This window comes from Brevibacillus sedimenti, from assembly GCF_020923495.1.
Classification (GTDB): Bacteria; Bacillota; Bacilli; order Brevibacillales; family Brevibacillaceae; genus Brevibacillus; species Brevibacillus aydinogluensis.
On the sequence record NZ_CP064048.1, the window covers coordinates 1,779,841 to 1,806,532 of the forward strand.

Sequence of the window (26,692 nt, forward strand, 5' to 3'; positions counted from 1 at the left end):
CATTGTCAAAAAGTAAAACCAAAATATATATTCTGTTCGCTATAGAGCTTCTCCACTCTGCTTTGTACTCTGTGGCTCTGAATAAAGCAGGTAGAGCAACCGCAAATTTGCGACATACCATCATCAATGATAATGTGAGTGTATGAGCGGTTCCCATCGGGAGCTTTGCCAGGCAACGCCAAGTAATGCTCAACGATTTCGTGGTACATCGTTTCATGATGCAACTGTGAGTGTATAACGTAGACATTTTCCCCCTCATGACTCCAATGTTTTTCATTCAGATTCAATTCGTAGCTGCATTCGGGACATTTCATAAAAGTCATACCCCCCCGGAAAAATTCATTAATGGAATAGATTACAAATTTTGATATTTTAATAGTGACCACGAGAGGAGGAGGTTGGCAATGAAAAGCAACTGGTTTCAAATATGGGTAGGTATTTTACTTTCGATACTTACAGTGGCGGTTGTTTACGGAATTGTTTCGATTGCAGAGACTGCAAAAGAGACGTCAAGAGAAATCATCTATCATCTTCAGACGAAACCGCAGTTATCAGAGCCGCTCTTCGCTCAGGATGGGGCGTTGTCCAGCGGTGATGCTGTCATCTTGCATTCCACTTTGGAAGATGGCAGCAGGTTTTTATGGATATATGACACCAAGAGCAAAAAGATGGTTCTGTACCGATTTACACTCGACGGATCCGTTTATAAAAAAGGTGAAAAAATTCTTGAGCAAATGTTAGAGTAACAAGCTGTGTTTAACCGTTTTCAGCTTCCGATTTGGCCAAACCACCCCGTGAAACATGAAGGGAAATCCAAGACCCTTATTCACCCCATTGGACAATACTGATGCAGCGTGATAAAAAAATGTAGCTCTCCGACTTGGCCCGTCTGGGATAAGAGGAGAGCTATTTTTTTGACTGCTTCGCGTAAAAAAGAAACAGGCTGTCGAAATGGCATCGACAGCCTGTAGTTTTATAAAACCATCTAGCACCTGGCTTAGGAAGCGATCTGAATCTGCTGATTTTCCTTGCGCCCCCTGAAGTAGGAGAGACCAAACACGAGCGCCAGCAGGGCGAAACCTGACAAGTCGGTGGCAAGTCCGGGCATTACGGCCAAAACGCCGCCTGAGACAGCCAGGATACGCTCCAGCGGATTCAGCTTCGACATCCAGAAGCCGATCAGACCGGCGCCAACGCCAATCATGCCGAGCGTGGAGGTGATCAACACCCACACCGATTCCCAAAACGTGGTGTCGATCAACAGCAACTGCGGCGACAGGACGAAGATGTAGGGCGCCATAAAGGCTGCGATGGACAGCCTCGTTGATTCCACCCCAGTCTGGATCGGTTTTGATTTGGCGATACCGGCCGCAGCGAACGCCGCCAACGCAACTGGCGGGGTAATGTCGGCAATAATCCCGAAGTAGAAGGTGAACATGTGCGCGGCGATGTCCGGCACACCCATCTGGATGAGGGCGGGAGCGGCAATCGTCGATGTAATGATGTAGTTGGCCGTGGTCGGTGTGCCCATCCCCAGGATCAGCGACGCGATCATGGTGAAGAACAGGGTGAGAAACAGAATGCCGCCCGCCAGGTCAATCAAGCCGTTGGCCAGCTTCAGCCCGATGCCGGTCAGCGTGACCATCCCGACGATAATGCCGGCGCAGGCCGTTGCCGCCACCACGCCCAGAGCGGTGCGGGCGCCGGAAGCGAACGCTTCCAGGATGTCCGCGAGCGACATGCGCGTCTCTTTGCGGAACGCGCCGACGACGACCGTGGACGCGATTCCGATGATCGCGGAGCGCTCTGCCGAGACGCCCATCATCAGCACGACGATGATCACCAGAATCGGCAGCAGCAGATACAGCTTCTTCAGCACCTCTTTTTTGTCCGGCAGCTCTTCCGGGGTCAGGCCGCGCAGCCCAAGGCGCTTGGCTTCGAAGTGCGTCATGATCCAGACGCCGGTGAAGAACAGGATGGCCGGCAGCGCAGCCGATTTGGCGATCTCCATGTACGGAACGTTGATGAACTCCGCCATCAGGAAGGCGGCGGCGCCCATGACCGGCGGCATGATCTGTCCGCCGGTGGAAGACGACGCTTCGACGGCGGCGGCAAACTCGGAGCGGTAGCCCAGGCGTTTCATCATCGGAATGGTAAAGGCGCCGGACGTCACCACGTTGGCGACGGAGCTTCCGCTGATCGTTCCCTGCAGGGCGCTGGAGAAGACGGCCACCTTTGCCGGTCCGCCAATGCGGCGTCCGGCGATCACGAGCGACAAATCGTTAAAGTATTCGCCCACGCCGGTCTTTTCCAGGAAGGCGCCAAACAGGATGAAGAGAAAGATGAACGTGGACGACACCCCGAGCGGCGTGCCGAGAATCCCTTCCAGCGTGTAGAAGGAATGGCCGATGATCCGGCTGATGTCGCTGCCGCGGTGCTCCAAAAAGCCGGGCATGTACGGGCCGAAGTACGTGTACAGCAAAAAGAGGGAGGCGATGATGGTGATGGGCAGGCCCACGACGCGGCGGGCCCCCTCCAGCACCAGGAGAATCGCCGCGCCTCCGATCACCAGGTCGAGCGTGGTGTAGTTCCCCGTACGCATCACCAGCCCGTCGTAATCGAAAACCCAGTAGAGCGACACCAGGACGGCGACGATGGACAGGATGATGTTGACGATTCCCACCTTGCCGCTATTTCTCCCTTTCGAGCGGCCGGCGTAGAGCAGATAGACCAGTCCCAGGCCAAACGCCAGGTGGATGGGGCGGTGAATCTGCGGCGGCAGCGTCAGGAAGAGCGTGCTGACCAGTTGGTAGACGGAAAACAGAACCAGCAGGACAAAGGTGATCCACTTCATCGGCCCGGTCAGTTGACGCACGGCGGATTCCTTGTCGTACTGCGCAATCAACTGTTCCATTTCCTGTTGACTCATCTGTTGCGTGCTCATCTAGTACCCTCCAATCGCTTGCAAAATGGAACGCTTCTCCACCCGGACAGTGACCGCCGCGCCGGGATTGTCCACGTCGGCGAGCGGGATTTCCCGTCCGGCGAAAAGCAGTGTATGACGAGCCCTCACCTGTCCGATAAACAGATGGAGGGCGGGGAAGGTGCGGTGCATGTTGACGATGCGAAACAGACCGTTACGGCTGATCAGTTGTTCACCGGGAGCCAGTTGGCTTTCCATGCCGATCCCGTAATCCTGAAAGGTCAGTTCGGATAAAATAATCTGCCCGTTTCGGACGCGGTACGTCTCCACCACGGGCGTGCGGTTGATGGAATGAGTCCAGCGTATGGCAAATGTGCCGTTTTCGGCGATTCGGCCGCTCCACACCAGCCGGTTTGTCTCCGTGTCACGGATGACCAGAGCGGGGAACACGGGGATGAGAGCCGCCAGAATCACAGCGGTCAGAAGAAGGAAGGAGAAAAGGCGGAACGACGTCCGCCCTTTCCCGGTTCCTGCCTGTTTGCGCAGAAACATGGGGTCTTACTGTACGCCTTTTTCGTCAAAGAACTTTTTCGCGCCCGGATGTACCGGCAGGCTGACGCCTTTCAGCGCGTCTTCGATCTTGATTTCCTTTGCCTTGGCGTGCCCCAGTTTGTCCGTGTTCTCAAAGATCGCCTTGGTCACCTTGTACACCAGGTCTTCGCTCAGGCCGGAGCGGACGATGAGCATCGACTTGACGGAGACGGTGTTGATATCTTCCTGTACGGTCTGGTAGGTGTTGGCCGGGATCGTCGTTTTTACGTAGAACGGATACTTCTGGATCAGCGCGTCAATCTTGTCCGCGTCAACCGGAATGATCTTTACGCCTGTAGTGGCGGCCAACTCGGTGATGGCCGCGGTCGGCGTGCCGGCCGTCTGGAACGCGGCGTCCAACTGGCCGTCCTGAATGGCTTTCGCGGAGTCGGCAAACGAGAGGCGCTGCAGCTTCAGATCGTCAAAAGTCAGGCCGTACGCCTCCAGGATTTGCTGGGCGTTCATTTCCGTTCCGCTGCCCGGAGAGCCGACGGAGACGCGCTTGCCTTTCAGGTCGGCGACGCTCTTGATGTTGCTGTCTTTGGAGACGACGATCTGAATGGTCTCGTTGTAGAGGGCGCCCATCGCCTGGAACGAATCGATTTTGCCGTCTTGCGCGAACATGTTGGTGCCTTTGCTTGCGTACTCGGCGATGTCGTTTTGGATGAAAGCAATATCGGCTTGATTGTCGCGGATGAGGCGGACGTTTTCTGCCGAAGCGCCGGTTGCTGTCGCTGTTGCCGTTATCCCGGTGTTTTTCTTGATGAGATCAGCCATGCCCCCGCCAAGCGGATAGTAGGTGCCGCCGGTGCCGCCGGTCGCGATGATCAGTTGGCTCGGATCGCTGCTGCCGCCGCCGGCATTGCCGCCCTGGCCGCCCTGGCCCCCTTGCGCATTGTTCCCGCCGCCGCCACATGCCGTCACGAGCGACATCGTGACGAGCAGCGTCAGAGAGAGAAGCAGACTGCGTTTTTTCATGAAAATTCCCCCTTATGTAAATAGTCATTCATATCTTATAGTACCCTTTTTTCGCAATAATACAATAATTTTGCGGGAATGAAGGGACTATTCTACCCGTCAGTGTAAGCGCCTATCTACAAAAAACTACAAAAATCTATGCAAAATTATAGTAAAATAAAATAATGTCGAAACCTTCTTGAAACGAAAGCGGAAACCAATGAGAGAAAGCGTATACATTCTGATGCTGATGCTGATTGCCGTGCCGATCGCAGGCGAGTTGAAATTTCACCCGTTTCAGGACGATTTTCGCGTGAGTTTCGGCACGACCGCCTTTTTCTTTTTCCTGTTGTGGCTGCGCAAGATCCCGGCGTATGTGAGCGGAGTGCTGACCGGCTGCCTGGTGGTGCTGTTCCGGGTGGCGCTGGACTGGTCGGTGTCCGAGCGATTTGATCTGTTCGCCTCCATCCACATGCACCTGCCCGCCTTTTTCTTTTACGTGACGTATTTCTGTCTCTTCTCGCTGTTCCGCGTCAACGAGCGGCATCACCGGCCGCTTTTGGTCGGCGGGCTGGCGACACTGGCGGAGATAGGGGGCAATTTGGTGGAGCTCTTGTTTCGCGCGTCGTCGTGGGAGGCGGTGCTTCAGCTTTCGGTGATCTGGCCGGTGTCGGCGATCGCGCTGATTCGCAGCTTTTTCGTGCTCAGCTTTTTCAACGTGATCCAGCTCCGTCAGGCGAAGTGGATGGAGGAGCAGCAGCGCATCCGCAGCGAGCGCATGCTGATGCTGATCGCCAGCCTGTACGAGGAGTCGGTTCATCTGAAAAAAACCTTGCGGCAGGTGGAGGAGATCACGCGGGAGTGTTACGATCTGTACCGCCGAATGAAGGACAGCGCCCGCGACGAGAACGGCGAGGCCTTCGCCCGGCAGGCGCTGCGCATCGCCGGGCAGGTGCACGAGGTGAAAAAGGACAACCAGCGGATTTACGCCGGTCTGTCCAAGCTGATTTCCGACGAAAACGCCAAGGACTACCTGCCGCTGGGAGAACTGATCCGCATCATCGTCCGCGCCAACGAAAAGTACGCCCGCCTGCTGGGCAAGGACATTCGCTTTGAGGCTCGCGTGGACGCGCCCGAACTGCCCTGCCACATCTACACGACCCTGTCGTTGGTGAACAACCTCGTCGCCAACGCCGTGGAAGCGATCCGGGAGCGCGGTACGGTTGCCGTCTCCGCCGCTTTGGACGAGAGGCAGGAGTGGCTGCGGTTTGCGGTCGGCGACGACGGACCGGGAATCGCCGTCAAGGACAAGGAACTGCTGTTCAAGCCCGGGTTTACCACCAAGTTCGACGTGTCGGGCCAACCGTCCACCGGGATCGGGCTTTCGTATGTCAGGGAAGTGGCGGAAACCCTGCAGGGGCACGTCGAGATCTGCGAAAACACGGACGGGTACGCCGCTGTCTTCATCATTCGCCTGCCGGTCGCCCATCTTGTGCAGAAAGGATGATGACATGCGCTATTTTATTGTGGATGACGATCCGGCCATCCGTTCGATGCTGGCTCACATCATCGAGGACGCCGATCTGGGGGAAGTGGCCGGAGAGGCGGAGGACGGTTCGCGGATCGACAAAAACTACCTGGAACTGAAGGGAGTCGACATCCTGCTGATCGACCTGTTGATGCCGAACCGCGACGGGATTGAGACGGTTCGCCACTTGTCCGGCTTTTCCGGCCGCGTCGTCATGATTTCGCAGGTTGAATCCAAGGACATGATCGCGGAAGCGTACTCCCAGGGCATCGAATACTACATCACCAAGCCAATCAACCGACTGGAGGTGATCAGCGTCCTGCAAAAGGTGCGGGAGCGCATCCTGCTGCAGCGCTCCATCGAGGGCATCCAGCGATCGCTCAGTGTCTTGACCCAAGGCGCGGGCGGCGAGCGAAAAGAGCAGCCAGTGCCGGACAGGACGATCCGCACGGCGGGCAAATTCCTGCTGACGGAATTGGGGATGATCGGGGAAAGCGGCAGCAAGGATTTGCTGGACATGCTGGACTACCTCTACCGGATGGAAAAAGAAGAAGCCGGCGATTACAAGTTTCCCGCCCTGAAAGACATCTTTGCCAGCGTGGCTGCGGAGAAATTGGGCTGGCAGGCGGCGGCCGCCGACGTGCAAAAAGAGGTAAAGGCTGCGGAACAGCGGGTGCGCCGGGCAATCTATCAGGCGCTGACCCACCTCGCGTCACTCGGGTTGACCGACTACGCCCACCCGAAGTTTGAAAGCTACGCGACTACCTTTTTTGACTTTACCGAAGTGCGCAAACGGATGAAGGAGTTGGAGACCCATATCGAACCGGCTCCGTCGTCCATCCGGATCAACGCAAAAAAATTCATCCTGGTGCTGTATCTGGAGGCCAAACGGCTGATCGGATAGTTTGCTGTTCCCCGCATGGCGTTCTTTCCTCCGTCCATTCTTCCGTCCATGCCTGGTGGCAGAAGGTGTTCCCCTTCTTTTCGGAAGGTGTGAAGAAATTGGCACGCACGCGGCAACAATGAGGAGAAGAGAGGGTATTTGTGGTAAGATAGTGCTATGTGTATAAGGAGGGAATGACGTGAGGGAACTACGACATCCGTGGCAGCTGTTGTACAGGATCTACCGTCATGTTCGTCCTGTGCTGGAACGGGAGTTTGCCGCCTGGTACCGGCGGGCGCAGGCGATTCCGGACCCGGAACTCCGCAAGCAGGCGCTGTCCAGCATGGAGACCAAGAAATTCCACTGCGAGGGCGGGTCCGTCTACGCCGCTCAGGTGGTCCCTCACGTTGAGGTCGTCGTACCGCTCATCGTAGCCTACCAAACGATCAGCGATTACCTGGACAATCTCTGCGACCGCAGCACGTCGCTCGATCCCGAAGACTTCCGGCAGCTTCATCTGTCCATGCAGGACGCCTTGACACCCGGTGCTCCGTTGCAGGATTACTACCGGTTTCACAAGGAAAAGGACGACGGGGGTTTTTTGGCCGACCTCGTGCTGACCAGCCAGCGCCATGCCCGGCAGCTTCCCGGCTACAGCAAAATCATGCCGCGCGTGCTGGAACTGTCCCGCCTTTACAGCGACCTGCAGGTGTACAAGCACATCGCTCCCGATCAGCGGGAGAAACAACTGCTCGCCTGGTGGGACGAGCACAAGGAGCGGCACCGGGATCTGTACTGGCAGGAGTTTGCCGCCGTTACCGGATCGACCATCGGCATCTTTGCCCTGTTTTGCCTGGCGACAGAGCCGCACGTCCCGGACGAAGAGATCGAGGCGGTCACCGCGGCTTACTTTCCATGGGTGTGCGGGCTGCACATCCTGCTGGATTACCTGATCGATCTGGAAGAGGATCGCTTGGGCGGCGATCTCAATTTTGTCAGCTATTACGCCTCGGAGCAGGAAGCGACGGAGCGGATGCGGTACTTTATACAACAAGCAAAGGCAAGCGTCGACCACTTGCCCAATCCTGCGTTTCACCGTATGATCGTAGACGGCTTGGTCGCCTTTTACCTCGCCGATCGCAAGGTAAACCGGAGCCAGCCGCACATTTACACCATTGCCAGAGAGCTGTTGAAACAGGCCAAGGGGTTTACGTCCGTGCTGTTTTACGTGAACAGCCTGCTCGTTCGGCGTTGAGGCCATAGGGTCAGCGCATGTGTTTGCGCTTGTAGGTAAAGCCGAGTCCCATCAGGACGATCGCTCCGACGATTCCGACCACCACGCCGAGCCAACTGCGTTCACCGATGGCCACGCCTACTCCGATGAAGCACGCGGCCACGGCAAGTGCCAACGCCAATGTAATCCATTGATAACGACTCATGGGTTCTGTAACCTCCTATCTGTCAATGTTCCCATTATACCTCATTTTCCGTGAAAACGATCGCGTGAGTCTTTCCGGAAAAGCCGGCAAATTTTTGTGTGAAGTGGTGGAGACTGCAGATGGAATGCATCTTGCAAATTCGAAAAGGCAAGCAATTATTTGAAGGCAGCGTTATCTATGAAGAGGGCGACCTCATCGAGGCTGTCTTTCCCGACCAGGTGGACGTGACGGTGGGGGACCAACTGCCTTGTGTGCGAACCAGCGACTACGACACCATCAACAATTTTGAAGCGGTGGTGCTGGCAAAAGAACGCAATCGTCTCTTTCTGTTCCACTCGCCGACCGTCATGGAATTTCGCGAGCAGCGCCGTCGATATCCGCGGTTTGACATGGACGTCCAGGGATGGGTCCAGTATCAGTCCGTCGATTCCGCCGCGCCCAATGCCTTTTTCTATCAAAAGGTGAATCTCGTCAACCTGAGTCTGGGGGGATTGGCGATCCGCGCCAACAAGCCCGTTCCCGACGAACGGAAGCTGTGCTTCTACGTGGAGCTGTACGGCCGCAATCGCGCCGATGGCATCGTTCAGGCTGACCTGCAGGTGATCCACGAGCGTGTCGAGGGACCGCATTACTTCTACGGCTGCAAAATTGTCGGCATTGGCTCCAGATATTTTCACACGTTGCGCAAATACCTGCTGCAGCGGCAGTTGGCAGAACGGAGGGTGGCTCAACCGGAATAGCGGAATGCAAATTGGTTCTGACAGGGAACCAATTTTTTTCTGTTCTGCTTGAAAGAGAAGGTTAGGGGGCCGGCGCCCCTCATGGGAACGCCGGTCCGCTTGTCAACGGCTTTGACGAGACTTGCCATCTGCACCAAAGACATGCCGGAGCATGGTGTACCGGACAGCAGAGACGCTGCGGAACACGAAGGCAACGTGATCCTCGTGCGGCTCCAGATGGTAACGCGTAATGCCGTGGCTGGTCAACACCCGGATGAAGTGCACCGCGTCCTGGAGACGAACGGCAAAGTACAGATGCTTCGTCATGGCAATCACCTCCTTTCCGAGAGAGAGGTCATTACACATGCGGATACGGAAGGCCGTCAAAGCCGAATGTCCGGAAAACAAGTTGGTATTGGCGTGCGGGCAACTCCGGAAACACCAGGGCTACGTAGCCGTCTGGGATGCTGATGATGCGGTGTGTCTCTTCCAGCACAAACGGAATCCGCAGGCGGATCAATTTGCGCGTATAGCGGGGAAGACGACTTTTCCGCACCAAGTAGAAGCAGGAATGCACCATGAATCACGCTCCTTCCGAAAGGGAGCGTAGCAGAAAAGGCTGGAAAAAAGTATAAAAAGCCTGCGGGAGTTTTGTTCAGGAGGCGAAATGACCAAACTGACTGAGAAGATGGCTGTCGGAGGGATGAGATGAGGAAGTGGATGATGGCAGTTGCTGCGGCTATCGCCTTGATGGCTGCCGGCGGGTGTGAAGCAAATAACGCAGAACGGCAGGAAAGACCAGCTGTGGAACCGGTCGTCGCGGCGCCCCGTCCCACGGTGCTGGCGGATGAGGAGGTGCCGTATACGCCGGAGACGCTGGCAGACAACGTGAACGTGCCCTGGGCGCTGGACGTCGCCCCGGACGGGCGCATCTTTTTTACAGAACGGCCAGGGAGCGTGCGCGTGATCCAGCAGGGCAGGCTGCTTCCGGAACCGCTTATCACCTTTCCCGCGCCGTTCACGAGCGAAGGGGAAGGCGGTCTGTTGGGGCTGGCCGTCGATCCGGATTTTGCCGCCAACCACTGGCTGTACGTGTACCACACCTATCGTCAGGGAGACAGCACCTACAACCGTGTCGTGCGGCTGCGGGAGGAGAACAATCGGGCACGGGTGGACAAGGTGCTGATCGACGGGATTCCGGGGGACGTGATTCACAACGGCGGACGACTGAAAATCGGCCCGGACCGTCGGCTGTACATCACCACCGGCGATGCCCGCGTCCCGGAACGGGCACAGGACCTCTCCAGTCTGGCGGGGAAAATCCTGCGCCTCAACCTGGACGGTACGATACCGGCAGACAATCCGTTTCCGCAATCACCGGTGTACAGTTGGGGTCACCGCAATCCGCAGGGGATTGGCTGGAGTCCGTCCTCTGGCCGCATGTACAGTTCGGAGCACGGCCCTTTCGCTCACGACGAGCTCAACCTGATCGAGCCGGGGGGCAACTACGGCTGGCCGGTCATCCAGGGGGATCAGCAGGCTGCCGGTATGACAGCGCCGATCCTGCACAGCGGCGACACCACCTGGGCCCCTGCGGGAATGACATTTGTGACCAGAGGCCCGTGGCGAGGACGGCTGTTGGTCGCCAATTTGCGCGGTGAACAACTCCTGAATGTCGCCCTGGACCCGGGGAACCCTTCTGTCGTCCAATCGTTTTCGGTGTTTTACCAAAACAAATACGGTCGGCTTCGCGATGTCGTGGAAGGGCCGGACGGTTCGCTTTACCTCCTGACCAGCAACCGGGATGGACGCGGTGAGCCTGGGCCCGGAGACGACCGCATCATTCGGCTGAGACCTGGACGTTAGCTGCTTCGGTGCGGCGATGATCGACAAAAATGCCCAATCGTTTATGATTGGGCGTTCAGCGTGTAGACAAGTCCGCGGCGCATGGGAGAGCGGGCCCGCTCGCTCGCTTGACGCCCAGCACAGAAGCGAATGATGTCCGCTCCAAAACGAGACGCGGGCAGGGGACAAACATCTGGGTATTTCGAGGAAGTGAGACTTGTGTCCCCTGTTGATTCCCGCGTCTTCGTTTTTCCGCTGAGTAGGTCGTCAAAGGAGCTCGCTTGGCCCATCCCGCCATGCGATGCACATTGTCTTCCGCTTCGGTTGATGAATGGGCAGGCCTTTCGGCCTGGAAATCATTTTTTGTGGACGCTAACTCAATGAACCGTTTGTCTTCAGTCTGATGCCCAATCGTTTATGATTGGGCGTTTCTTTTTGCAGCAGGCAAGCAGATGCGATCATGAACAGGTACTAAGCTGCAGCGTCCCCTTACCGCTCATGGCTGATCCCGTACTTTCTCATTTTGTTGTACAGCGTGCCGCGCGAGATGCCGAGCAGGTCGGCCGCCGCCTTTTTGTTTCCGTAGGTGCGATCAAGCGCGGCCAGGATGCGTTCCCGTTCCGACAGGGCCGAGTCCGGAGCGAACGGGTAGCCCGCCGGTGAAGTCTGGGAAACGGGCGCATACGGGGGTGTCAGCGGCACGGCAGGCGGCGCTGCCAACGTCAGGGAGCGGATGGCGGAAGGCAAGTGCTCCGGCAGAATGACACCTCCTTCCTGCAGGATGGACAGGCGCTCGATGACGTTGCGAAGCTGGCGGATGTTGCCCGGCCAGGTGTGGTCAATCAGGGCCTGCATCACGTCCGGAGTGATGCGCGGGACAGGCTGATCGTTGGCGATGGCGTACTCGTGCAGGAACAACTGCACCAGCTCGGGAATGTCCTCACGCCGCTCCCGAAGCGGCGGAATCTCCAGCGTAAAGACGTTCAGACGGTAGTAGAGGTCTTCGCGAAAGCGGCCCTCCGCCACCATGTGTTCCAACTGGCGATTGGTAGCGGCGACGATCCGGGTGTTGACGGTGATCGGCTCGGTGCCGCCCACGCGGTAAAACTGCCGCTCCTGCAGGGCGCGCAGCAGCTTGACCTGCAGTTCCAACGGGAGTTCGCCGATTTCATCCAAAAACAGCGTTCCGCCGTGGGCCAGTTCCAGCTTGCCGGGCTTTCCCTTTTTCTCCGCTCCGGTAAACGCTCCGCCCTGGTAGCCGAACAGCTCGCTTTCAAACAGCGCAGCCGGGATGGCCCCGCAGTTGATGGCGATAAACGGCTTCTCCCGCCGTCGGCTGGCCTGGTGGATGGCCTGGGCGAACAGTTCCTTGCCCACGCCGCTCTCGCCGTAGATGAGGACGGTAGCGTCCGTCTGAGCCACCTTGCGCGCCGCTTGAATCGCCGACTGAATGGCGGCGGAATGTCCCTTGATCGTGAAAAACGGGTCGTCGGCCGCCTGAAAGCGGCTCATCTCCTGTTGCAGATTGTGCAGGTGGGCGGTGGTGTGGGACAGTTCCTCGTTGAGCCGCACCAGTTCTGTAATATCCTGTTCGATGGATATCGCGCCGATAATATCCCCTTCCTGCCGGATCGGGGCGGCGTTGATCAGCACGTGCCGGTCCGGCCGGGGGATGTGGTAGACCCGCTGCACCGAGGTGCCCTGCTTGAGCGCGTCCAGAAGGCGGATGGACTCGCTGTCGAAATGGGCGTCCAGCGGCGTGCCCACCACCTGCGCGCGGTCGATTTCGTAAATGTTCTCGGCAGCCTTGTTCCAGTAATGAACCACGTTGTGCATATCGACAATCGTAATGGCCTCGCTCATCGTGTCCAGCAGCGTGTGCAGCAGGGCGGACTGGTTTTGCGCCAACGTGACGAAAGCGCTGAACAGCCGATGAGCAGTCACCAGGCCGGAGGGAGTGTTTGCCTCGTTGAGCGTCACCAGATCGGGCACAGAGGGGCGTTTCCAGGCAAGCAGCTGTTCACCCGCCTTCAGCAGCGTCTCCTTCTCCGGGACGACGAGAACAGCAGCGTCGCGATCGTCGAGGTGCAGCACACCTTCCGTTTCGCCATCACGTATACTGACAGCAGCGGAGCCGATTGGCTCGGCCAGACAAGCCAATGGACAATCGAGAGAAAATAACGGTTTCAAAAAATCACTTCCTATCCAAACTAAGAAGTACACGCATGGTACAGGCCAACCACCGGATGGACAGTGTTTTACCTTGTAATCAAAAGTGTACAAGAATGGACACAATCTGTACATATGTGTGTAATTTCCTGTGTGTCAGCAAGCTTAATCGCTGGCATCTGTCCTGTTCATCCCGTTTGGCACGATTCCTGCTAGGTATATGGACACAGATCCCTGTTGAGGAGGAGACCGATTTCTCATGGAACAACTCATGAAAGACTTTTTCCTGTTCCTGTCCAAAAACAAGACGCTGAACGCTGCGGCGAAAAAGTGGGGCCTGCGGTTCGGCGCGAGCCGCGTCGTCGCCGGTGAAACGATTGCCGAAGCGATCAAAACCGTTCGCCAGTTGAACCAAAAGGGGCTTGTCTGCACGCTGGACCACCTGGGCGAGTTCGTCTACAGCGTGGAAGAGGCCAACGAGTCGGCAGACTACTGCATCAAAACGCTGGAAGCGATTCACCAATCCGGCGTGGACTGCAACCTGTCGCTGAAAATGACCCAGCTTGGCCTGGACATCAGCCGCGATCTGTGCATGAACAACATGCGGCGGATTTTGGACGCAGCCAAGAAAAACGGCAACATTTTCGTGCGGATTGACATGGAGGACTACGCACACAACGAAGTGACGCTGGAGATTCTGGACGAACTCCTGGAAGACTACGACAACGTGGGCACCGTCATCCAGGCCTACCTGTACAAGTCCAGCGAAGACGTCGAAAAGCTGAAAGAAAAGAAGGTCAACCTGCGACTGGTCAAAGGGGCGTACAAGGAATCGCCGGAAGTGGCTTTCCCGAACAAGGCAGACGTCGATGAAAACTACAAGAAGATCATCAAGCAGCACCTGCTGAACGGCTGCTACGCCGCGATCGCCACGCACGACGACAACATCATTGCCTACGTGAAGCAATTGGAAAAAGAGTACAACATTCCGCGCACGCAGTTTGAGTTCCAGATGCTCTACGGCATTCGTCCGCAGTCCCAGATCGAGCTGGCGCGCGAAGGATACACAATGCGCGTCTACGTGCCGTACGGCAACGACTGGTACGGATACTTCATGCGCCGTCTGGCCGAGCGTCCGGCCAACGTGGCGTTTGTGATCAAAGGGCTGTTCAGCAAGTAAGAAGCCGCCAAACGATCCTCGCCTGCCCCGCGTTGGGCGGGCGAGGATGTTTTTTCCCACAGGCATGGTTCAGGAGTCCTTTTACGTTTTGTTGCCGTGTTGTCACCAACCGTGTGACATACGGCCTTTTTTGGTGTAGGCTGGATACAAGCACGACGGGCTGGATGTCCGCGCAGAGAGGAGCGATGTGTGTCGATGGATGGTTCCATAATTGCCGTGCAACCGCCGTATTCGTTTGAACGGCTGCTGAAGAGGCTGGAAACGCACCCGGACCCGCAGATGCAGGTGGAGGCGGAAGCGCGAATGATCCGCCGCGTGTTTCGCGTCGGACAGCGGCCCGTGGTGGCGGCCCTGCATTTTACCGGGGATGTGGAACAACCGGCGATCACATGGCGGACGGATGCAGCCTTGACCGCCAGTGAAAAGATGGCGCTCGAAGCGACGATCCGGCACATGTTCAGTGTCGACGTGGACCTGGAGCCGCTGTACCGGCACATGCGGCAGGATGATGTCCTGCGCCCGCTGACGGAGCGCTTTCGCGGGCTTCGCTTTCTGTTGGACGCCGACTTGTTTCAGTCGATGGTCCGGACGATCATCGGACAGCAGGTGAATCTGCCGTTTGCCGCTGCTTTGACCCGTCGGTTGCTGGAGTTGGCGGGAGAGAAGCTGCAGGACGATCAAGGCCGCACTTATTTTGCTTTTCCCACGGCCGAGGCGGTCGCCCGCCTGGAGCCGGCAGAACTGCGGCCGCTGCAGTTCAGTCAGCGCAAGGCGGAATACATCATCGACTTCGCCCGCGCCGTAGTGGATGGCCGTGTCGATCTGGACAGTTTGTGGAGGATGGAGGACGAGGAGATTTTTGCATATCTCACACCGCTGCGCGGTATCGGCAGATGGACGGTGGAGTGCCTAATGATGTTTGGCATGGGCCGGCCGGATCTGCTGCCCGCGGCCGACATTGGACTGCGCAACGGCATCCAGTTGGTGTACAGCCTGCCGGGCAAGCCGGACGAACAGGAAATCCGCCGGATTGGCGAGAGCTGGGCACCCTGGCGCAGCTATGTGTCGCTTTATGTGTGGGAAGCGGTCGGCGCTGTCAAACGAAAGGAAGATCAGAACGCATGACGCCTCTGGGCGTCTTTTTTTGTCATTATTTGGACTTGAAAAAAACGAACGTAAGGTATATAGTTAACACTCGTGTGATACCTGAGCGTTTCACAGGGACTTTAAAAAATTTCAAAAAATTTCAATTTACCTGAGAGTTGGGGAGGAAAACCATGAGAGAATTAACCCATAGAGAAACCCTGACCATCGGGCTGATGCTGTTTGCCCTGTTCTTCGGAGCGGGCAACATGATCTTCCCGCCGGCCTTGGGGCAAGCCGCGGGTACCCATGCATGGGAGGCCATGGCCGGGTTTATCATCACTGGTGTGGGGTTGCCGCTCCTGGGTGTCATTGCCACCGGGATGAGCGGCGGAAATTTGCAGATGTTGGCAGGCCGGGTTCACCCGGTATTTGGCGCCGTATTTACCGTTGTCGTCTATTTGGCCATCGGGCCGTTTCTGGCGATTCCTCGGACCGGAACGGTTGCCTTCGAGATGGGCGTGCTGCCGTTTCTCCCTGAAAGCGCGAAGACGAGCTGGGCGCCGCTGTTTCTCACTACACTGGTCTATTTTGCTGTCACCTTCTGGCTGAGTTTGCGTCCTTCCAAACTGGTGGACCGCATCGGAAAGGTGCTGACGCCGGCCCTGCTGCTGATCATTGCGGTGATGTTTGTCCAATCGTTCCTGCATCCCATTGGATCAGCGGGCGAGCCTGCCGAAGCGTACCAAACGGCGCCGTTCTTCAAGGGCTTCGTGGAGGGGTATCTCACCCTTGACGCCCTGGCTGCCTTGGTGTTCGGCATCGTTGTCACGTCTGCGATCGAGGACCGCGGCATCACCGGACGCAAAAAGCTCGGGTGGGCCACTGTCAAGGCGGGAGTGATCGCCGCCACCGGATTGGCGCTGGTCTATCTCGCCCTTGCGTACCTGGGGGTGACCAGCCACTCGCTGGGTCAGTCTGAAAATGGCGGGCAAATCCTGACAACGGTGGTTCAGCACCTGTTTGGCGGGAAGGGACTACTGCTGCTCGGAGCCGGTGTCATACTCGCCTGCCTGACGACGTCGGTCGGTCTGGTGACCGCCTGCAGCCATTTCTTTTCGGAACGGCTGCCGGGCGTGTCCTACAAAACCATGGCGCTGATCCTGAGCCTGTTCAGCGCGGCAGTGGCCAACGTCGGCTTGACCCAGTTGATTGCCATTTCCGTTCCCGTGCTGCTGATGATCTATCCGATCGCGATTGTGCTGATGCTGCTCTCCTTCCTGCATCGCCTGTTCCGCGGATACTCGGAAGTGTACGTCGGAGCCACCATCGCTACCGCAATTATCAGCATCGTCGATGGGCTCAAACAGTTCGGGCTTTCGCTTGACGGGATCACGTCGGTATTTGCACACCTTCCGCTTTACAACGAAGGCATCGGCTGGCTGCTCCCCGCAGTATGCGGAGCTGCGATCGGCTTCCTCGTGGGATGCGTTCGTCAGCCAGGGGGCGCGAAATACCAGGAAACAACAAGCGGCACACCCTAATGGGGTGTGCCTTCGTTTTTCTCGTACGATTCCGCTTGCTGCAGGTTGGACAGGGCGACGCCGCCAAAGATGAACGCGGCTCCCGCAAAAAAGCCGAGGCCCAGATGCTCGTTCAACAGCAGCCAGCCGAGCAGCGCGCCCACGACTGGCTGGATGAAGAAAAATCCTGCCCCGCTGCCCGCCTGCATCAGCTCAAATCCTTTGTTCCACAGGTAAAACGCCCCCGCCGTGGAGATGATGCCGATGTAGAGCACGCCGGCCCAAATCTCCCAGCCGAACCCCCAGGTGACGGGCGTCACCGACAGTTCCCACACCATCAACGGACTGGTAAAGATGATGCCAAACAAGGCCACGTAAGTCGTCACCGACAGGGATGAGTAGCGGAGCGTCGCCTTTTTGCTCAACACCGTGTACAATCCCCAACTGACCGCTGCCAGCAGCAGAATCAGGTTGCCGATCAGGGACGATTGGGCATCAGCCTCGTCCGGGACGCCGATCACGATCAGCACGCCCACGGTGGCCAGCAGGATGCCGGTCAACTGCCGTCCATTTATCCGTTCCTTCAACAGCCAGACGGCAAACAGGGCGATGAAGGCGGGCGACGCCGAGGTAATCAGCGCTCCCATGTGGGCGGTAGAGAGTTTGGTGCCGACAAACTGGGCGGCAATCGAAATCGTGACGCCGACAAACGCGACGGTCATGATGAGCGGAAAATCCCGTCTCGCAATAAACTCCCGCCGCGCTGCGACAAAGGCGCCCAGTACCACCAGCGCGATGGTGAAGCGGATGATCAGGAGCGTAAACGGCGGAATTACATCCAATACCACTTTGCTGACGACGTATACGCCGCCCCAGATAGCGGCGGCAAGCGTGAGGCACACGCCTCCAATCAACTGCTGTTTCCACTGTGGATTCATCATGTTAGCCCCTCCCGGAAATGTGGTGTGTTGCGTGTCGCGTGCCGGGGGGACATCCGAGGATCGTTCCCGCACCGGCTAGGTGAGGGGAACGCCGGGTACATCGCATTCAAACAGGGTACGTGCCATTGTGTTTCACCTCCCGGAAGATGGGAAAACGTCCGGCTGCCTGCGCACCGGCGCATCACGCCGATCCGGCCGGCGTGCAACCGGTGTGGTAACCAAGCTGTCCCAACGCCCGCCTGACAGGGATCAGGTCCCTTTCAGCGTGCGGTTCCCTCATGTGTCTGTACGCTTTCATTATAAGGAATGTGAGAAGAAAAAACAGCAGAATCCTTCTGAATATTGCGAATGAATATTCACTCAGCGGCGGTCATTCGCTATACTGGAAAAAAGACAGGCGAAGGAAGAGAGGGGCGATGGGGATGCAGCATCTGTTTGATCTGGTCGTTCGTTCGACCGACATCGACGTGATCGGGCACGTCAACAACGCCAAATACCTGGAGTACATGGAGTGGGCCCGGTTTGACTGGATGTTTCAGCAGGGGTTTACGTTGGAGGAGCTGAAGCGGCGGCAGATCATGCCGGTCGTGGTCAGCATCCAGATCAACTACCGCAAGGAACTGCGGATGCTGGAGCAGGTGCAGGTGCGCACTTCCGTGGTGAAAATCGGGGAGAAAAGTTTCGTCATCCGCCAGGAGCTGTACAATCAGCAGGACGAACGGGCGGCAGACGCCGACGTGACGATGGTGATGATCGACACGGTTGCGCGACGCTCGGTCCCGCTGCCGGACGATCTGGCCCGCGCGCTGGCTGAGGCGATGCCGAGCGGGCAGACCAGCGGATAACCAACAACATGGTCAGCCTGACAACAATGGCCTCTCCATTTTACCCGTTTTTCTTCTACAATGGGTAAGATGGGGGCTGTTTTTTTGCGCACAACCGGCGCATCGATGAAACGCTTGCAAAGGAGGAGGGCCATGCCGGACTTTCAGCTGATCTTGTTTGATTTGGACGACACGCTGTTTGATTTTTCAGCTTGCTGGGAAAAGGGCATGCGGCAGACGATCGCATCCCACCCGCTGACGATCGGGCTTGACCCCGATGCCGTGTACGAGGCGCTGCAGCGGCACAGCGACGCCTTGTGGGCGGACATCCGGGAGAAGCGGATCAACTTTGACCAACTGCGCCGCCTGCGGCTGTCGCGCACCCTCGCCGAATTTGGGCGCCGGGGGGAGACAGACCGGCTGGACGACTTTCAGGAGCAGTATGTGGCCGCCTGCATGGCAGCCGTCGTTCCCGACCGCGCCGTTCAGTCGCTGCTGACGCAGCTTGAAGAACGGTACACCCTGGCAATTGTCACCAATGGACCTGCGGACATGGCGTTTGAAAAAATTGAACGCCTGGGGCTCACCCCCCTCTTTCCCGCTGAGAGGGTGTTCGTCTCCGAGCAGATTGGCTGGCACAAGCCGGACCGGCGCATTTTCGCGGCTGTACTTGAGCGCTTGGGGGCTTCCCCGGCGGAAGCGCTGTTCGTCGGGGACAACTGGACAGCTGACATCGCCGGCGCGATGGATGCAGGCCTCTCGGCAGTATGGCTGAATCCCGCCGGCGTGCCGCCTGCTACGGATCACAAGCCCCTCGCTGTGATCAAACGGTTGGAAGAGCTTTGGGAAATTGTCGCCTGAGGGGGGGCAGCGCGCGCATCCTTGAAAATCATTCGATTTTTCGATAGGGTGATAATGATTCTATTTGTTTTTCAGGAGGGTGAGAAATGAGCGTATTGCCCAAGTTTGTTCAAAACAGCGCCGGTTCGTGCTGGCTGACCGAGAACGAACGGGAGAACCTGATGATTCGTTACCGGATTCGTGAAGTGATCCACGAGGAACAGTCAGCGTTTCAGCATGTGATGATTCTCGATTCCTACGATTTTGGCCGGATGCTTGTCTTGGACGGAGTTGTGCAAACAACATCAATGGATGGATTTATTTACAATGAAATGATTGCCCATGTGCCGCTGGCGTTTCATCCCCAGCCTCGCCGCGTTCTGGTGATTGGCGGTGGAGATTGCGGGGCGGCCCGTGAAGTGTGCAAATATCCGGAAGTGGAACAGGTTGATTTGGTGGAGATAGACGAGTGCGTTGTGCAGGTGTGCAAACAGCATCTGCCCGAAGTGTCGGGCGGCTTGTCGGACCCCCGCGTCCGTTTCCTGTATCGCGACGGGGTGGAGTTTGTCCGCGAGATGAAAGATACCTACGACGTGATCATCGTCGATTCGTCCGATCCCATCGGCCCGGCGGAGCAGTTGTTTTCCTATTCGTTTTACGAGCATGTGCAACAGGCGCTGAAAGCGGACGGGCTGATGGTCTGCCAGAGCCAGTCCCCCATCTTTCACGCCGATGTGATGGGGCAGACGTACCGCAACATCAGCCAACTGTTTCCGATCACCCGCATGTACACGGCAGTTGTGCCCACGTACCCGGGAGGCTTGTGGAGCTTTACCCTCGGGTCGAAGACGTACGATCAGCCGGTAGCCGGGCGCGTCTCCGGAAAGGATACGCGGTATGTCGATGAGGGCATCATCCATCAGTGTTTTCATCTGCCGGTCTTTATAAAGCAAACGTTAGGAGAGGGATAATCCCTCTCCTTCGTCATTCCTCGAGAAAAATGCGCTCCAGGGACGGCTCCTCCACGTGGACGCCGTAAATGTCCACGCGGGCCTGCACCAGCGCCCGCACCAGCGCAGCCACGTTCTGGTCGTCGTCCACCTGCAGGGAGAACCGGCCCTCTTCCCACTGAAGATGGCGGCCGATGCATTCGGCGAAGGCGACCAGCTCGGGCTTCTGTTCTGCGGCCAATTGGGAGTGGCGGACACGGACGGTGCGCCAGGAGCGATGCGCCGCCTGCAGTTCAGCCAGACTGCCCAGGGAGGCAATCTTCCCCGCCTTCATAATCGCGATCCGCGTACAGATTTTTTCCACCTCATGCAGGTTGTGCGAGGTCATGAATATGGTTTTTCCCTGCTTGTGCAGCCTGAGCAGCAGTTGCTGAATCTGCAGCGCCGACTCCACGTCCACGCCGGAGGTCGGCTCGTCGAGAAACAGCAGCTCCGGATCGCCCGCCAGCGCCTGGGCGATGCCCAGCTTTTTCTTCATCCCGAAGGAAAACGTCTTTGCCTTTCGTCCGGCGTGTTCCGCCAGACCGACGTCCTCCAGGATGCGCTCGCACTCCTTTTTGCTGAGACGGATGCCTTTGACCCGTGCCAGATAGCGCAGGTGGTCCAGAGCCGTCAGTGAGTCGTAAAAGGTGGAGTAGTCGGGCAGGACGCCGATCCGCCGCTTCCAGTCATCCGGCTGGCCGACGCCGTCAAACATGCGGATCGTACCGGAAGTGGGGCGGATAATGCCCGTCAGCATGTTGATGAACGTCGACTTGCCAGCCCCGTTTTTTCCCAAAAACCCGAAGATTTCGCCGGCGTTTACGGACAGGGTGACGCCGTCGACGACCGTTCGCTCGCCAAAACGCTTGGTCAACTGGTTGGTTTCCACGAGTGCCACTAGCAATCCCTCCGTTGAAACAGATAGACGGACGCACTGAAAAAGAGCAGTGCGTACAGCCAGATGACGCCGGTGAACGCGCCCCCTTTTTCGATGTAGAAGTAGGGGGTCAGATAGCCGATCCACTTCGCCGTGGCATGGGAGGAGACGAGCGTCCAGAGGCCGAGAAAGGGCAGTCCCAACCCCAGGACGATCCCCGCAAACATCGTGTAGCTGGGGCGCGGCACCGCGATGGACATCAACAGCGCGAGGGACGTGCTGTACACCAACAGTGTCATGCACTGCCACAGCGTGTTGGCGTCAAACGTGCGGACGGAGGCGAACAGGACGCCAAACGTGACCAGCATGCAGCACGTCCAGAACAGCAGGACACCGAACCATTTGCCGAGCACGATGCTCGCCCGCGAGGTACGGGTAAGCAAAAACCGGATCGTCCGGCTGGACAGTTCCCGGTTCATGATGTCATGGGACAGGCCAAACACAAACAGCGGCCCGAAAAGCATCACCAGCACGAACACGCCCAGCGCATGTCCGTGCGCCAGCTCCTTTTCCGAGAATATGTCTGCTACCTGATTGACCAGATCGGAGACCCAATAGGAGATCCCGACGATCACAGCGACGGTAATGAGCGACTTCACGCTCCGCAACAGACGGGTACACTCTTGAAAGCAAACTGCCCACATGTTGATTCCTCTCCTTTCACGATTCAGTGTAAAAGGAGAGCCTTATTTCTCCCCAATCGCTTCCTTATCGTTTTCTTAAACATGTCGGTCGTCACCCGCCCGCGCTCCATCACGTGGTATGATGAAAACACAAGGAGGGAACGGCTGTGGAACACCAAGCGCACATATTGCTGGTCGATGATGAAGAAGCGATTTTGCAGATGCTCAAAACCGTGCTTGAAAAAGAGGGGTTCCGCAACGTGGACACCTGCACGCGTGCGGAAGAGGCCATCCGGCTCATCGAGAAGAAGGCTTACGACCTGCTGATTCTGGACGTGATGCTGCCGGACAGGAGCGGGTTTGAGCTGTGCACCGCGATACGGCAGCGAACGCAGGCGCCGATTTTTTTCCTGACCGCCCGCGACTCCGATTATGACAAGCTGAGCGGCTTTGCGTACGGAGCGGACGATTACATCACCAAGCCGTTTCATCCGCTGGAAGTGGTGGCGCGGATGAAGGCACACTTGCGCCGGACGCTGTCCCAGTCCAGGGAGCAGCCATACGATTCCGGCCGCGTATACGATTTCGGCCGGTTTCAGGTAAACGTCGCGGCGGCCGAACTGATCGTCGACGGCAAGCCGGTGGAATGCTCCGCCCAGGTCTTTCGCCTGCTGCTCTTTTTTTGTGAGCGTCCCAACCGCGTCCTCACCAAGCAACAGATATACGAGCACGTCTGGAACGAGTACGGCTTCTTTGACGAAAACACGGTCATGGTCCACATTCACAAGCTGCGGCAGAAAATTGAAGAAAATCCGAGCCAGCCGAAATACTTGGTCACGGTAAGAGGCTTGGGCTACAAACTGGTGGCTGACGGGAGGAAGCGATGAGGCTGCGCCGCAAAATGATCGTCCATCACTTCCGCCAGCTGCTCCTGTTTTTTGTGGTGCTGATCGTCGTGCTGGTGATCTCGCTCGCATTGTTAGGCTACCAGCTCACAAAAAGGGAAATGGCAACCGATTTAAGCCTCCTCAGCGCCAGCGACTTGTCCTTGTTCTTCATTGCTGTGGACAAAAATGGCGTCCGCGTCGACGAGGACGTGGAGCACAGCGTAAAAAATCAAAACGGCTGGCTGCAGGTCATCGACAGAAACGGCGAAGCGGTCTACGCCTACAACTGTCCGCCTGATGTGCCGCGCCGGTACACGCCGGGCGAACTGGTGGGGCTTGCTCAGCCCGAAAGCGGCTTTCCGCATCACACCCGTATCTGGACGATCCGGTCGGGAGAGGAGAGCTATTTGGTGCTGTACGGCACCCCGGCGCCGGAGGTTCGGCTGCTGCATCTGGTGCTGCCGCGGGAGGCCGGTGAAAATGCTGTCTCCCGTCCGGCGCCAGGGAGCGAAGTGCAGGAGGCGTTTCGCCAACACAACGCCTGGCTGGCCGTGTACGACAGACAGGGGAGCCTTGTGGAGCAGTGGAACAATCCGCAGGCGGCCAAACGGCTGGAGGCGGCTGAGATACTGCAGGCGGAACAGGAGCGGAGAAGCCGGCCGGTCAATATCATCAGCCGCTACGATGAGGCTACCGGCCGCACGTTTGTTGTCGGCGTCCCCAATCCGCTCTACCGCCCCGGCACCTCCGCCGCCGAGAACAGCGATCGCCTGGTGCAGGAGGCGTTGTTAAAAATCGTGCTGATCCTGGTGCTGGTTGTGCTCGCAGCTGCTCTGTGGTACGGGCGCAGGGTGGGTCAGCCGCTCTTGCACATGATGAACTGGCTGGAACAGTTGGCAAACGGCCGCTATCAAGAACCGACAGGCCGAAACGGCAGGCTCGTGGGCACCACACGCAGGGGCAGGCGGAAGAAGTCGTTTGCCGTGTTTCAGGACATCTTTGACGCTCTGCAGCATTTGACGGCCGTCCTGAGCGACAGCGAACGGCGGCGAAAGGACATGGAACGGACCCGGGAAGAGTGGATCACCGGCCTGTCCCACGATTTGAAGACGCCGCTCAGTTCCATTTACGGCTACGCGGCCATCCTGGAATCGGACCAGTACGAATGGGGGCCCGGCGAGATTCGCCGGTTCGGCGGGATTATTCGGGAAAAGGCCGACTACATGACCGGGTTGATCGAGGATTTGAACCTGACGTACCGGCTCAAGAACAACGCCCTGCCGATGGTGAAGAAAACAGCGGAGATCGTGGAACAGGTGCGGCGCATCGTCGTCGATACGGTCAACGACCCCGGGGCGGAGCGGCACGTCATCCGCTTTCAACCGGAGGTGGCGTCGCTGTTGGGGCAGGTGGACGGCAAATGGTTCCGGCGGATCGTCGCCAACGTCCTGGCCAACGCGGTGAAGCATACGCCGCCCGGAACCAACGTGCTGGTGTCAGTCGGACCAAACAGCGGCGGCGGGTTTGTCGTGAAGGTGGCAGACGACGGCCCGGGAATGGACGAAGAGACGAAGGAAAACCTGTTTGAACGGTACTACCGGGGAGGTCACACGCAGGAAGACGCCAGCGGGTCCGGCCTGGGCATGGCGATTGCCAAGCAGTTGGTGCTGGCGCACGGTGGAGAGATACGCGTCGAGAGCGAACCGGGCAGGGGGACGACAGTGGCGATGCTGTTTCCGCCCGCCGATGATCTGAAGGAACGGGACGAGGTGAAACAGGAGCGTGTGATCCGCTCTGGACGCTGAAGCTGTCTCCGCAGGCATTGGAACAGGCGAGCCGGGTGGTGGCGAGGCTGCCGCGGGAGACGGGCGGCAAATAGAATACAACACGGCAAAAAGCGAAAAACGTGCTTCCTCTGCACGAGGCGGCACGTTTTTCCAGTCGAATGGTTAGTGAATATCCCTCTTTTTAAACTGCCCGCCGCGGACGTCGTGAATGTTGCCGACGGCGAGAAATGCGCCGGGGTCCACTTCCTCGACGATCAGCTTCAGCTTGGCTTCCTCCAGGCGGGTGATGATGCAGAACACCACTTTTTTATCGTCGCCGGTATACCCGCCTTCTCCGCTCAGGTACGTCACGCCGCGTCCCAGCCGGGCGACGATGGCGTCCCCGATCTCCTTGTAGTTGTCGCTGATGATCCAGACCGATTTGGAGCCTTCGAACCCTTCGATGGTCAGATCGATCATCTTAAAGGCGATGTAGTAGGCCATCAGCGAATACATGGCGCGATCCCAGCCGAACACGAAGCCGGCGCTTCCGAGAATAAACACGTTGAAGAACATGACGATCTCGCCGACGGAAAACGGCGTCTTTTTGTTGAACAAAATCGCCACGATCTCCGTGCCATCCAACGATCCTCCGTAGCGGATGACCAGCCCCACACCAATGCCCAGAATGATGCCGCCGAATACGGCTGCCAGGAGCGGGTCTTCCGTCAACGGACGAACGTCGTGCAGCATCGTTGTCCCCACCGACATGGCGGAAACACCCAACAGCGTGGAAAGCGCGAACGTTTTTCCGATCTGTTTGTAGCCGACGATCAGAAACGGCAGATTGAGCAGGAACAGGAACAACCCGAGCGTCAAGCCCGTCAAGTGGGACAAGATGATGGATATCCCCACAATTCCTCCGTCAATAATCCGATTTGGGACCAAAAAGATTTCCAGCCCGACGGAGACGAGGCCCGATCCGATCAGGATGAACAGCGCCCTCTTGAGCAGTTTGCCGAGGGTCAATTTTTTGTGAGTGGCATGTTGTTTGAGCGTTTCTTCCATTCATTCCCCTCCTACGATAATAATTATGTTTTTATTATACCATTAACTGTCCAGTCGCTTGCGCATTTTCAGGTATGTTCAGAATAGAAAAAATAGACGGAGACACGATCTTTTCTCCGTCAGCCTGCGAATGGATACAAGCACACCTTGACAAAATTATAGACAAAACAATAAAATGTCTATAAAAATATAAACAAAACAAGGGTGTGTTTGTGTGATTGGCGTATCGGAACTGTTTTGGAACGCCTCGTTGGAGGAATTGAAACGCGGGTACATTCTGCAGGACGATCATGTTGTATGCCTGCTTTGCGGCAAGCGGCTGGAGAAAGGCGTCGTCTATCCGGCTGACGGCGTTTTCTATGAAGCGGAGCGGTATATGCGCGTTCACATTGAACAGGCGCATCAGTCCGTGTTTGACTACCTGATCCGGCTGGACAAAAAGCTGACCGGCCTGACGGACCATCAAAACCGTCTGCTGCGCCTGTTTTACCAGGGAAATAGCGACGCGGACGTGCAGAAGGAGCTGGGCATCGGCAGCGCTTCCACGATCCGGAATCACCGCTTTGCCTTGAAGGAGAAGGAGCGTCAGGCCAAGGTGTTTTTGACGTTGATGGAGCTGTTGAAAGAACGGGACAAGTACGCGCCGACCTTCATTGATGTGCATCACACCGCCAGAATGGTGGACGATCGGTACAATGTGACGCTGGACGAGTACGACAAGTTATTGAAAAAGTACTTCCCGGCAGGAACCGATGGATCATTGAAGACTTTCCCCTCGAAGGAAAAACACAGACTGGTGGTGCTGCGGGAAATCGCCAAGCGGTTTCAGCCTGAGCGCATCTACACGGAAAAAGAAGTCAATCAGATCTTGCAGGCGGTGTATGACGACTACGTTACCGTCAGACGGTATTTGATCGACTACGGGTTTCTGGATCGAAAGGACGACGGCAGCCAATACTGGCTGAAAGCGTGAT

The 26,692-nt window shown here is 57.4% G+C and carries 26 protein-coding genes; 15 read left to right on the forward strand and 11 right to left on the reverse strand.

Annotated features, from left to right (window positions below):
* Positions 1-404: 404 nt before the first annotated feature.
* On the forward strand, positions 405-746 hold the full coding sequence (locus IRT44_RS08760) for a hypothetical protein (RefSeq protein WP_230077770.1): 342 nt from the start codon (positions 405-407) through the stop codon (positions 744-746).
* Between the two features lie 251 nt (positions 747-997).
* On the opposite strand, the gene IRT44_RS08765 is transcribed toward IRT44_RS08760, so the two are convergent.
* The 3 genes from IRT44_RS08765 to IRT44_RS08775 are packed head-to-tail and all read right to left on the reverse strand — an operon-like array spanning position 998 to position 4,492.
* Positions 998-2,944: a TRAP transporter permease gene (locus IRT44_RS08765; RefSeq protein ID WP_230077771.1), complete on the reverse strand. Its 1,947-nt coding sequence runs from the start codon at positions 2,942-2,944 to the stop codon at positions 998-1,000.
* The gene (locus IRT44_RS08770; RefSeq protein WP_230077772.1) at positions 2,945-3,475 is read right to left on the reverse strand and encodes a DUF1850 domain-containing protein; all 531 of its coding nucleotides are present in this window, start codon (positions 3,473-3,475) and stop codon (positions 2,945-2,947) included.
* A 6-nt stretch (positions 3,476-3,481) separates the two neighbouring features.
* Positions 3,482-4,492 (reverse strand): TAXI family TRAP transporter solute-binding subunit, encoded by a 1,011-nt coding sequence (locus IRT44_RS08775; RefSeq protein WP_230077773.1) that lies wholly within the window; start codon positions 4,490-4,492, stop codon positions 3,482-3,484.
* Positions 4,493-4,691: 199 nt separating this feature from the next.
* Between IRT44_RS08775 and IRT44_RS08780 the strand changes: the two genes are divergently transcribed.
* The 3 genes from IRT44_RS08780 to IRT44_RS08790 all read left to right on the forward strand — a co-directional run bounded on the left by IRT44_RS08780 (position 4,692) and on the right by IRT44_RS08790 (position 8,137).
* Positions 4,692-5,978 carry a sensor histidine kinase gene (locus IRT44_RS08780; protein ID WP_230077774.1) on the forward strand — a complete coding sequence of 429 codons (1,287 nt, stop codon included), beginning with the start codon at positions 4,692-4,694 and terminating at the stop codon, positions 5,976-5,978.
* Between the two features lie 4 nt (positions 5,979-5,982).
* A complete protein-coding gene (locus IRT44_RS08785) occupies positions 5,983-6,903 on the forward strand; it encodes a response regulator (protein WP_230077775.1) in 921 nt (306 codons plus the stop codon).
* 178 nt (positions 6,904-7,081) lie between these two features.
* The gene (locus IRT44_RS08790) at positions 7,082-8,137 is read left to right on the forward strand and encodes a tetraprenyl-beta-curcumene synthase family protein (RefSeq protein WP_230077776.1); all 1,056 of its coding nucleotides are present in this window, start codon (positions 7,082-7,084) and stop codon (positions 8,135-8,137) included.
* A gap of 10 nt (positions 8,138-8,147) precedes the next feature.
* On the opposite strand, the gene IRT44_RS08795 is transcribed toward IRT44_RS08790, so the two are convergent.
* Entirely contained in the window at positions 8,148-8,321 is a 174-nt protein-coding gene (locus tag IRT44_RS08795) for a DUF5325 family protein (RefSeq protein ID WP_171565106.1), read from the reverse strand.
* Between the two features lie 119 nt (positions 8,322-8,440).
* Between IRT44_RS08795 and IRT44_RS08800 the strand changes: the two genes are divergently transcribed.
* On the forward strand, positions 8,441-9,061 hold the full coding sequence (locus IRT44_RS08800; RefSeq protein WP_171565105.1) for a PilZ domain-containing protein: 621 nt from the start codon (positions 8,441-8,443) through the stop codon (positions 9,059-9,061).
* Positions 9,062-9,163: 102 nt separating this feature from the next.
* On the opposite strand, the gene IRT44_RS08805 is transcribed toward IRT44_RS08800, so the two are convergent.
* Together IRT44_RS08805 and IRT44_RS08810 are read right to left on the reverse strand one after the other, a co-directional pair.
* Positions 9,164-9,367 carry a hypothetical protein gene (locus IRT44_RS08805; RefSeq protein ID WP_171565104.1) on the reverse strand — a complete coding sequence of 68 codons (204 nt, stop codon included), beginning with the start codon at positions 9,365-9,367 and terminating at the stop codon, positions 9,164-9,166.
* Positions 9,368-9,398: 31 nt separating this feature from the next.
* Complete coding sequence (locus tag IRT44_RS08810; protein ID WP_171565103.1) at positions 9,399-9,620, reverse strand: hypothetical protein; 222 nt, start codon at positions 9,618-9,620, stop codon at positions 9,399-9,401.
* 128 nt (positions 9,621-9,748) lie between these two features.
* Between IRT44_RS08810 and IRT44_RS08815 the strand changes: the two genes are divergently transcribed.
* The gene (locus IRT44_RS08815) at positions 9,749-10,906 is read left to right on the forward strand and encodes a PQQ-dependent sugar dehydrogenase (RefSeq protein WP_230077777.1); all 1,158 of its coding nucleotides are present in this window, start codon (positions 9,749-9,751) and stop codon (positions 10,904-10,906) included.
* A 468-nt stretch (positions 10,907-11,374) separates the two neighbouring features.
* Here IRT44_RS08815 and IRT44_RS08820 read toward each other — a convergent pair whose 3' ends face one another.
* Entirely contained in the window at positions 11,375-13,075 is a 1,701-nt protein-coding gene (locus IRT44_RS08820; RefSeq protein ID WP_230077778.1) for a sigma-54 interaction domain-containing protein, read from the reverse strand.
* Between the two features lie 238 nt (positions 13,076-13,313).
* Between IRT44_RS08820 and IRT44_RS08825 the strand changes: the two genes are divergently transcribed.
* From IRT44_RS08825 to brnQ, 3 genes are all read left to right on the forward strand, one after another.
* Positions 13,314-14,234 (forward strand): proline dehydrogenase family protein, encoded by a 921-nt coding sequence (locus IRT44_RS08825; protein ID WP_230077779.1) that lies wholly within the window; start codon positions 13,314-13,316, stop codon positions 14,232-14,234.
* 195 nt (positions 14,235-14,429) lie between these two features.
* Entirely contained in the window at positions 14,430-15,359 is a 930-nt protein-coding gene (locus IRT44_RS08830) for a DNA-3-methyladenine glycosylase 2 (protein ID WP_230077780.1), read from the forward strand.
* Positions 15,360-15,511: 152 nt separating this feature from the next.
* Entirely contained in the window at positions 15,512-16,861 is a 1,350-nt protein-coding gene (gene brnQ / locus IRT44_RS08835; RefSeq protein ID WP_230077781.1) for a branched-chain amino acid transport system II carrier protein, read from the forward strand.
* Here brnQ and IRT44_RS08840 read toward each other — a convergent pair.
* A complete protein-coding gene (locus IRT44_RS08840) occupies positions 16,858-17,781 on the reverse strand; it encodes a DMT family transporter (RefSeq protein ID WP_171565097.1) in 924 nt (307 codons plus the stop codon). The two genes, brnQ and IRT44_RS08840, sit on opposite strands and share 4 nt — an antisense overlap.
* Before the next feature lie 422 nt (positions 17,782-18,203).
* Here IRT44_RS08840 and IRT44_RS08845 point away from each other — a divergent pair, with 422 nt between their 5' ends.
* The 3 genes from IRT44_RS08845 (at position 18,204) to speE (ending at position 20,416) form a co-directional block, all read left to right on the forward strand.
* The gene (locus IRT44_RS08845) at positions 18,204-18,626 is read left to right on the forward strand and encodes an acyl-CoA thioesterase (RefSeq protein WP_212132679.1); all 423 of its coding nucleotides are present in this window, start codon (positions 18,204-18,206) and stop codon (positions 18,624-18,626) included.
* Between the two features lie 132 nt (positions 18,627-18,758).
* Positions 18,759-19,466: an HAD family hydrolase gene (locus IRT44_RS08850; RefSeq protein WP_212132656.1), complete on the forward strand. Its 708-nt coding sequence runs from the start codon at positions 18,759-18,761 to the stop codon at positions 19,464-19,466.
* An 86-nt stretch (positions 19,467-19,552) separates the two neighbouring features.
* Positions 19,553-20,416 carry a polyamine aminopropyltransferase gene (gene speE, locus IRT44_RS08855; protein WP_171565094.1) on the forward strand — a complete coding sequence of 288 codons (864 nt, stop codon included), beginning with the start codon at positions 19,553-19,555 and terminating at the stop codon, positions 20,414-20,416.
* Positions 20,417-20,429: 13 nt separating this feature from the next.
* Here the strand turns inward: speE and IRT44_RS08860 are convergent, their stop codons facing one another.
* Together IRT44_RS08860 and IRT44_RS08865 are read right to left on the reverse strand one after the other, a co-directional pair.
* The gene (locus IRT44_RS08860) at positions 20,430-21,335 is read right to left on the reverse strand and encodes an ABC transporter ATP-binding protein (protein WP_171565093.1); all 906 of its coding nucleotides are present in this window, start codon (positions 21,333-21,335) and stop codon (positions 20,430-20,432) included.
* Positions 21,335-22,018, reverse strand: a complete 684-nt coding sequence (locus tag IRT44_RS08865; RefSeq protein WP_230077783.1) for an ABC transporter permease — start codon at positions 22,016-22,018, stop codon at positions 21,335-21,337. The genes IRT44_RS08860 and IRT44_RS08865 overlap by 1 nt, the downstream gene beginning before the upstream one ends.
* Positions 22,019-22,164: 146 nt before the next feature.
* Between IRT44_RS08865 and IRT44_RS08870 the strand changes: the two genes are divergently transcribed.
* The gene (locus IRT44_RS08870; protein WP_268255218.1) at positions 22,165-22,884 is read left to right on the forward strand and encodes a response regulator transcription factor; all 720 of its coding nucleotides are present in this window, start codon (positions 22,165-22,167) and stop codon (positions 22,882-22,884) included.
* Positions 22,881-24,689, forward strand: a complete 1,809-nt coding sequence (locus tag IRT44_RS08875; protein ID WP_230077784.1) for a sensor histidine kinase — start codon at positions 22,881-22,883, stop codon at positions 24,687-24,689. Before IRT44_RS08870 ends, IRT44_RS08875 begins: the two co-directional genes overlap by 4 nt.
* A gap of 144 nt (positions 24,690-24,833) precedes the next feature.
* Here IRT44_RS08875 and IRT44_RS08880 read toward each other — a convergent pair whose 3' ends face one another.
* Complete coding sequence (locus IRT44_RS08880) at positions 24,834-25,718, reverse strand: YitT family protein (RefSeq protein ID WP_230077785.1); 885 nt, start codon at positions 25,716-25,718, stop codon at positions 24,834-24,836.
* A gap of 217 nt (positions 25,719-25,935) precedes the next feature.
* On the opposite strand from IRT44_RS08880, the gene IRT44_RS08885 reads away from it, so the two are divergent.
* Positions 25,936-26,691 (forward strand): DUF2087 domain-containing protein, encoded by a 756-nt coding sequence (locus IRT44_RS08885; protein WP_212132680.1) that lies wholly within the window; start codon positions 25,936-25,938, stop codon positions 26,689-26,691.
* Position 26,692 lies beyond the last annotated feature (1 nt).

Excerpts from the sequence above, each read along its gene's own strand:
- IRT44_RS08880 (WP_230077785.1), bottom strand. The coding sequence starts at position 25,718 with ATGGAAGAAACGCTCAAACAACATGCCACTCACAAAAAATTGACCCTC.
- IRT44_RS08765 (WP_230077771.1), bottom strand. The coding sequence starts at position 2,944 with ATGAGCACGCAACAGATGAGTCAACAGGAAATGGAACAGTTGATTGCG.
- IRT44_RS08760 (WP_230077770.1), top strand. The coding sequence starts at position 405 with ATGAAAAGCAACTGGTTTCAAATATGGGTAGGTATTTTACTTTCGATA.
- IRT44_RS08865 (WP_230077783.1), bottom strand. The coding sequence starts at position 22,018 with ATGTGGGCAGTTTGCTTTCAAGAGTGTACCCGTCTGTTGCGGAGCGTG.
- IRT44_RS08875 (WP_230077784.1), top strand. The coding sequence starts at position 22,881 with ATGAGGCTGCGCCGCAAAATGATCGTCCATCACTTCCGCCAGCTGCTC.
- IRT44_RS08780 (WP_230077774.1), top strand. The coding sequence starts at position 4,692 with ATGAGAGAAAGCGTATACATTCTGATGCTGATGCTGATTGCCGTGCCG.
- IRT44_RS08825 (WP_230077779.1), top strand. The coding sequence starts at position 13,314 with ATGGAACAACTCATGAAAGACTTTTTCCTGTTCCTGTCCAAAAACAAG.
- IRT44_RS08800 (WP_171565105.1), top strand. The coding sequence starts at position 8,441 with ATGGAATGCATCTTGCAAATTCGAAAAGGCAAGCAATTATTTGAAGGC.
- IRT44_RS08805 (WP_171565104.1), bottom strand. The coding sequence starts at position 9,367 with ATGACGAAGCATCTGTACTTTGCCGTTCGTCTCCAGGACGCGGTGCAC.
- IRT44_RS08770 (WP_230077772.1), bottom strand. The coding sequence starts at position 3,475 with ATGTTTCTGCGCAAACAGGCAGGAACCGGGAAAGGGCGGACGTCGTTC.
- speE (WP_171565094.1), top strand. The coding sequence starts at position 19,553 with ATGAGCGTATTGCCCAAGTTTGTTCAAAACAGCGCCGGTTCGTGCTGG.
- IRT44_RS08795 (WP_171565106.1), bottom strand. The coding sequence starts at position 8,321 with ATGAGTCGTTATCAATGGATTACATTGGCGTTGGCACTTGCCGTGGCC.
- IRT44_RS08815 (WP_230077777.1), top strand. The coding sequence starts at position 9,749 with ATGAGGAAGTGGATGATGGCAGTTGCTGCGGCTATCGCCTTGATGGCT.
- IRT44_RS08785 (WP_230077775.1), top strand. The coding sequence starts at position 5,983 with ATGCGCTATTTTATTGTGGATGACGATCCGGCCATCCGTTCGATGCTG.
- IRT44_RS08845 (WP_212132679.1), top strand. The coding sequence starts at position 18,204 with ATGCAGCATCTGTTTGATCTGGTCGTTCGTTCGACCGACATCGACGTG.
- IRT44_RS08830 (WP_230077780.1), top strand. The coding sequence starts at position 14,430 with ATGGATGGTTCCATAATTGCCGTGCAACCGCCGTATTCGTTTGAACGG.
- IRT44_RS08775 (WP_230077773.1), bottom strand. The coding sequence starts at position 4,492 with ATGAAAAAACGCAGTCTGCTTCTCTCTCTGACGCTGCTCGTCACGATG.
- IRT44_RS08810 (WP_171565103.1), bottom strand. The coding sequence starts at position 9,620 with ATGGTGCATTCCTGCTTCTACTTGGTGCGGAAAAGTCGTCTTCCCCGC.
- IRT44_RS08850 (WP_212132656.1), top strand. The coding sequence starts at position 18,759 with ATGCCGGACTTTCAGCTGATCTTGTTTGATTTGGACGACACGCTGTTT.
- brnQ (WP_230077781.1), top strand. The coding sequence starts at position 15,512 with ATGAGAGAATTAACCCATAGAGAAACCCTGACCATCGGGCTGATGCTG.
- IRT44_RS08840 (WP_171565097.1), bottom strand. The coding sequence starts at position 17,781 with ATGATGAATCCACAGTGGAAACAGCAGTTGATTGGAGGCGTGTGCCTC.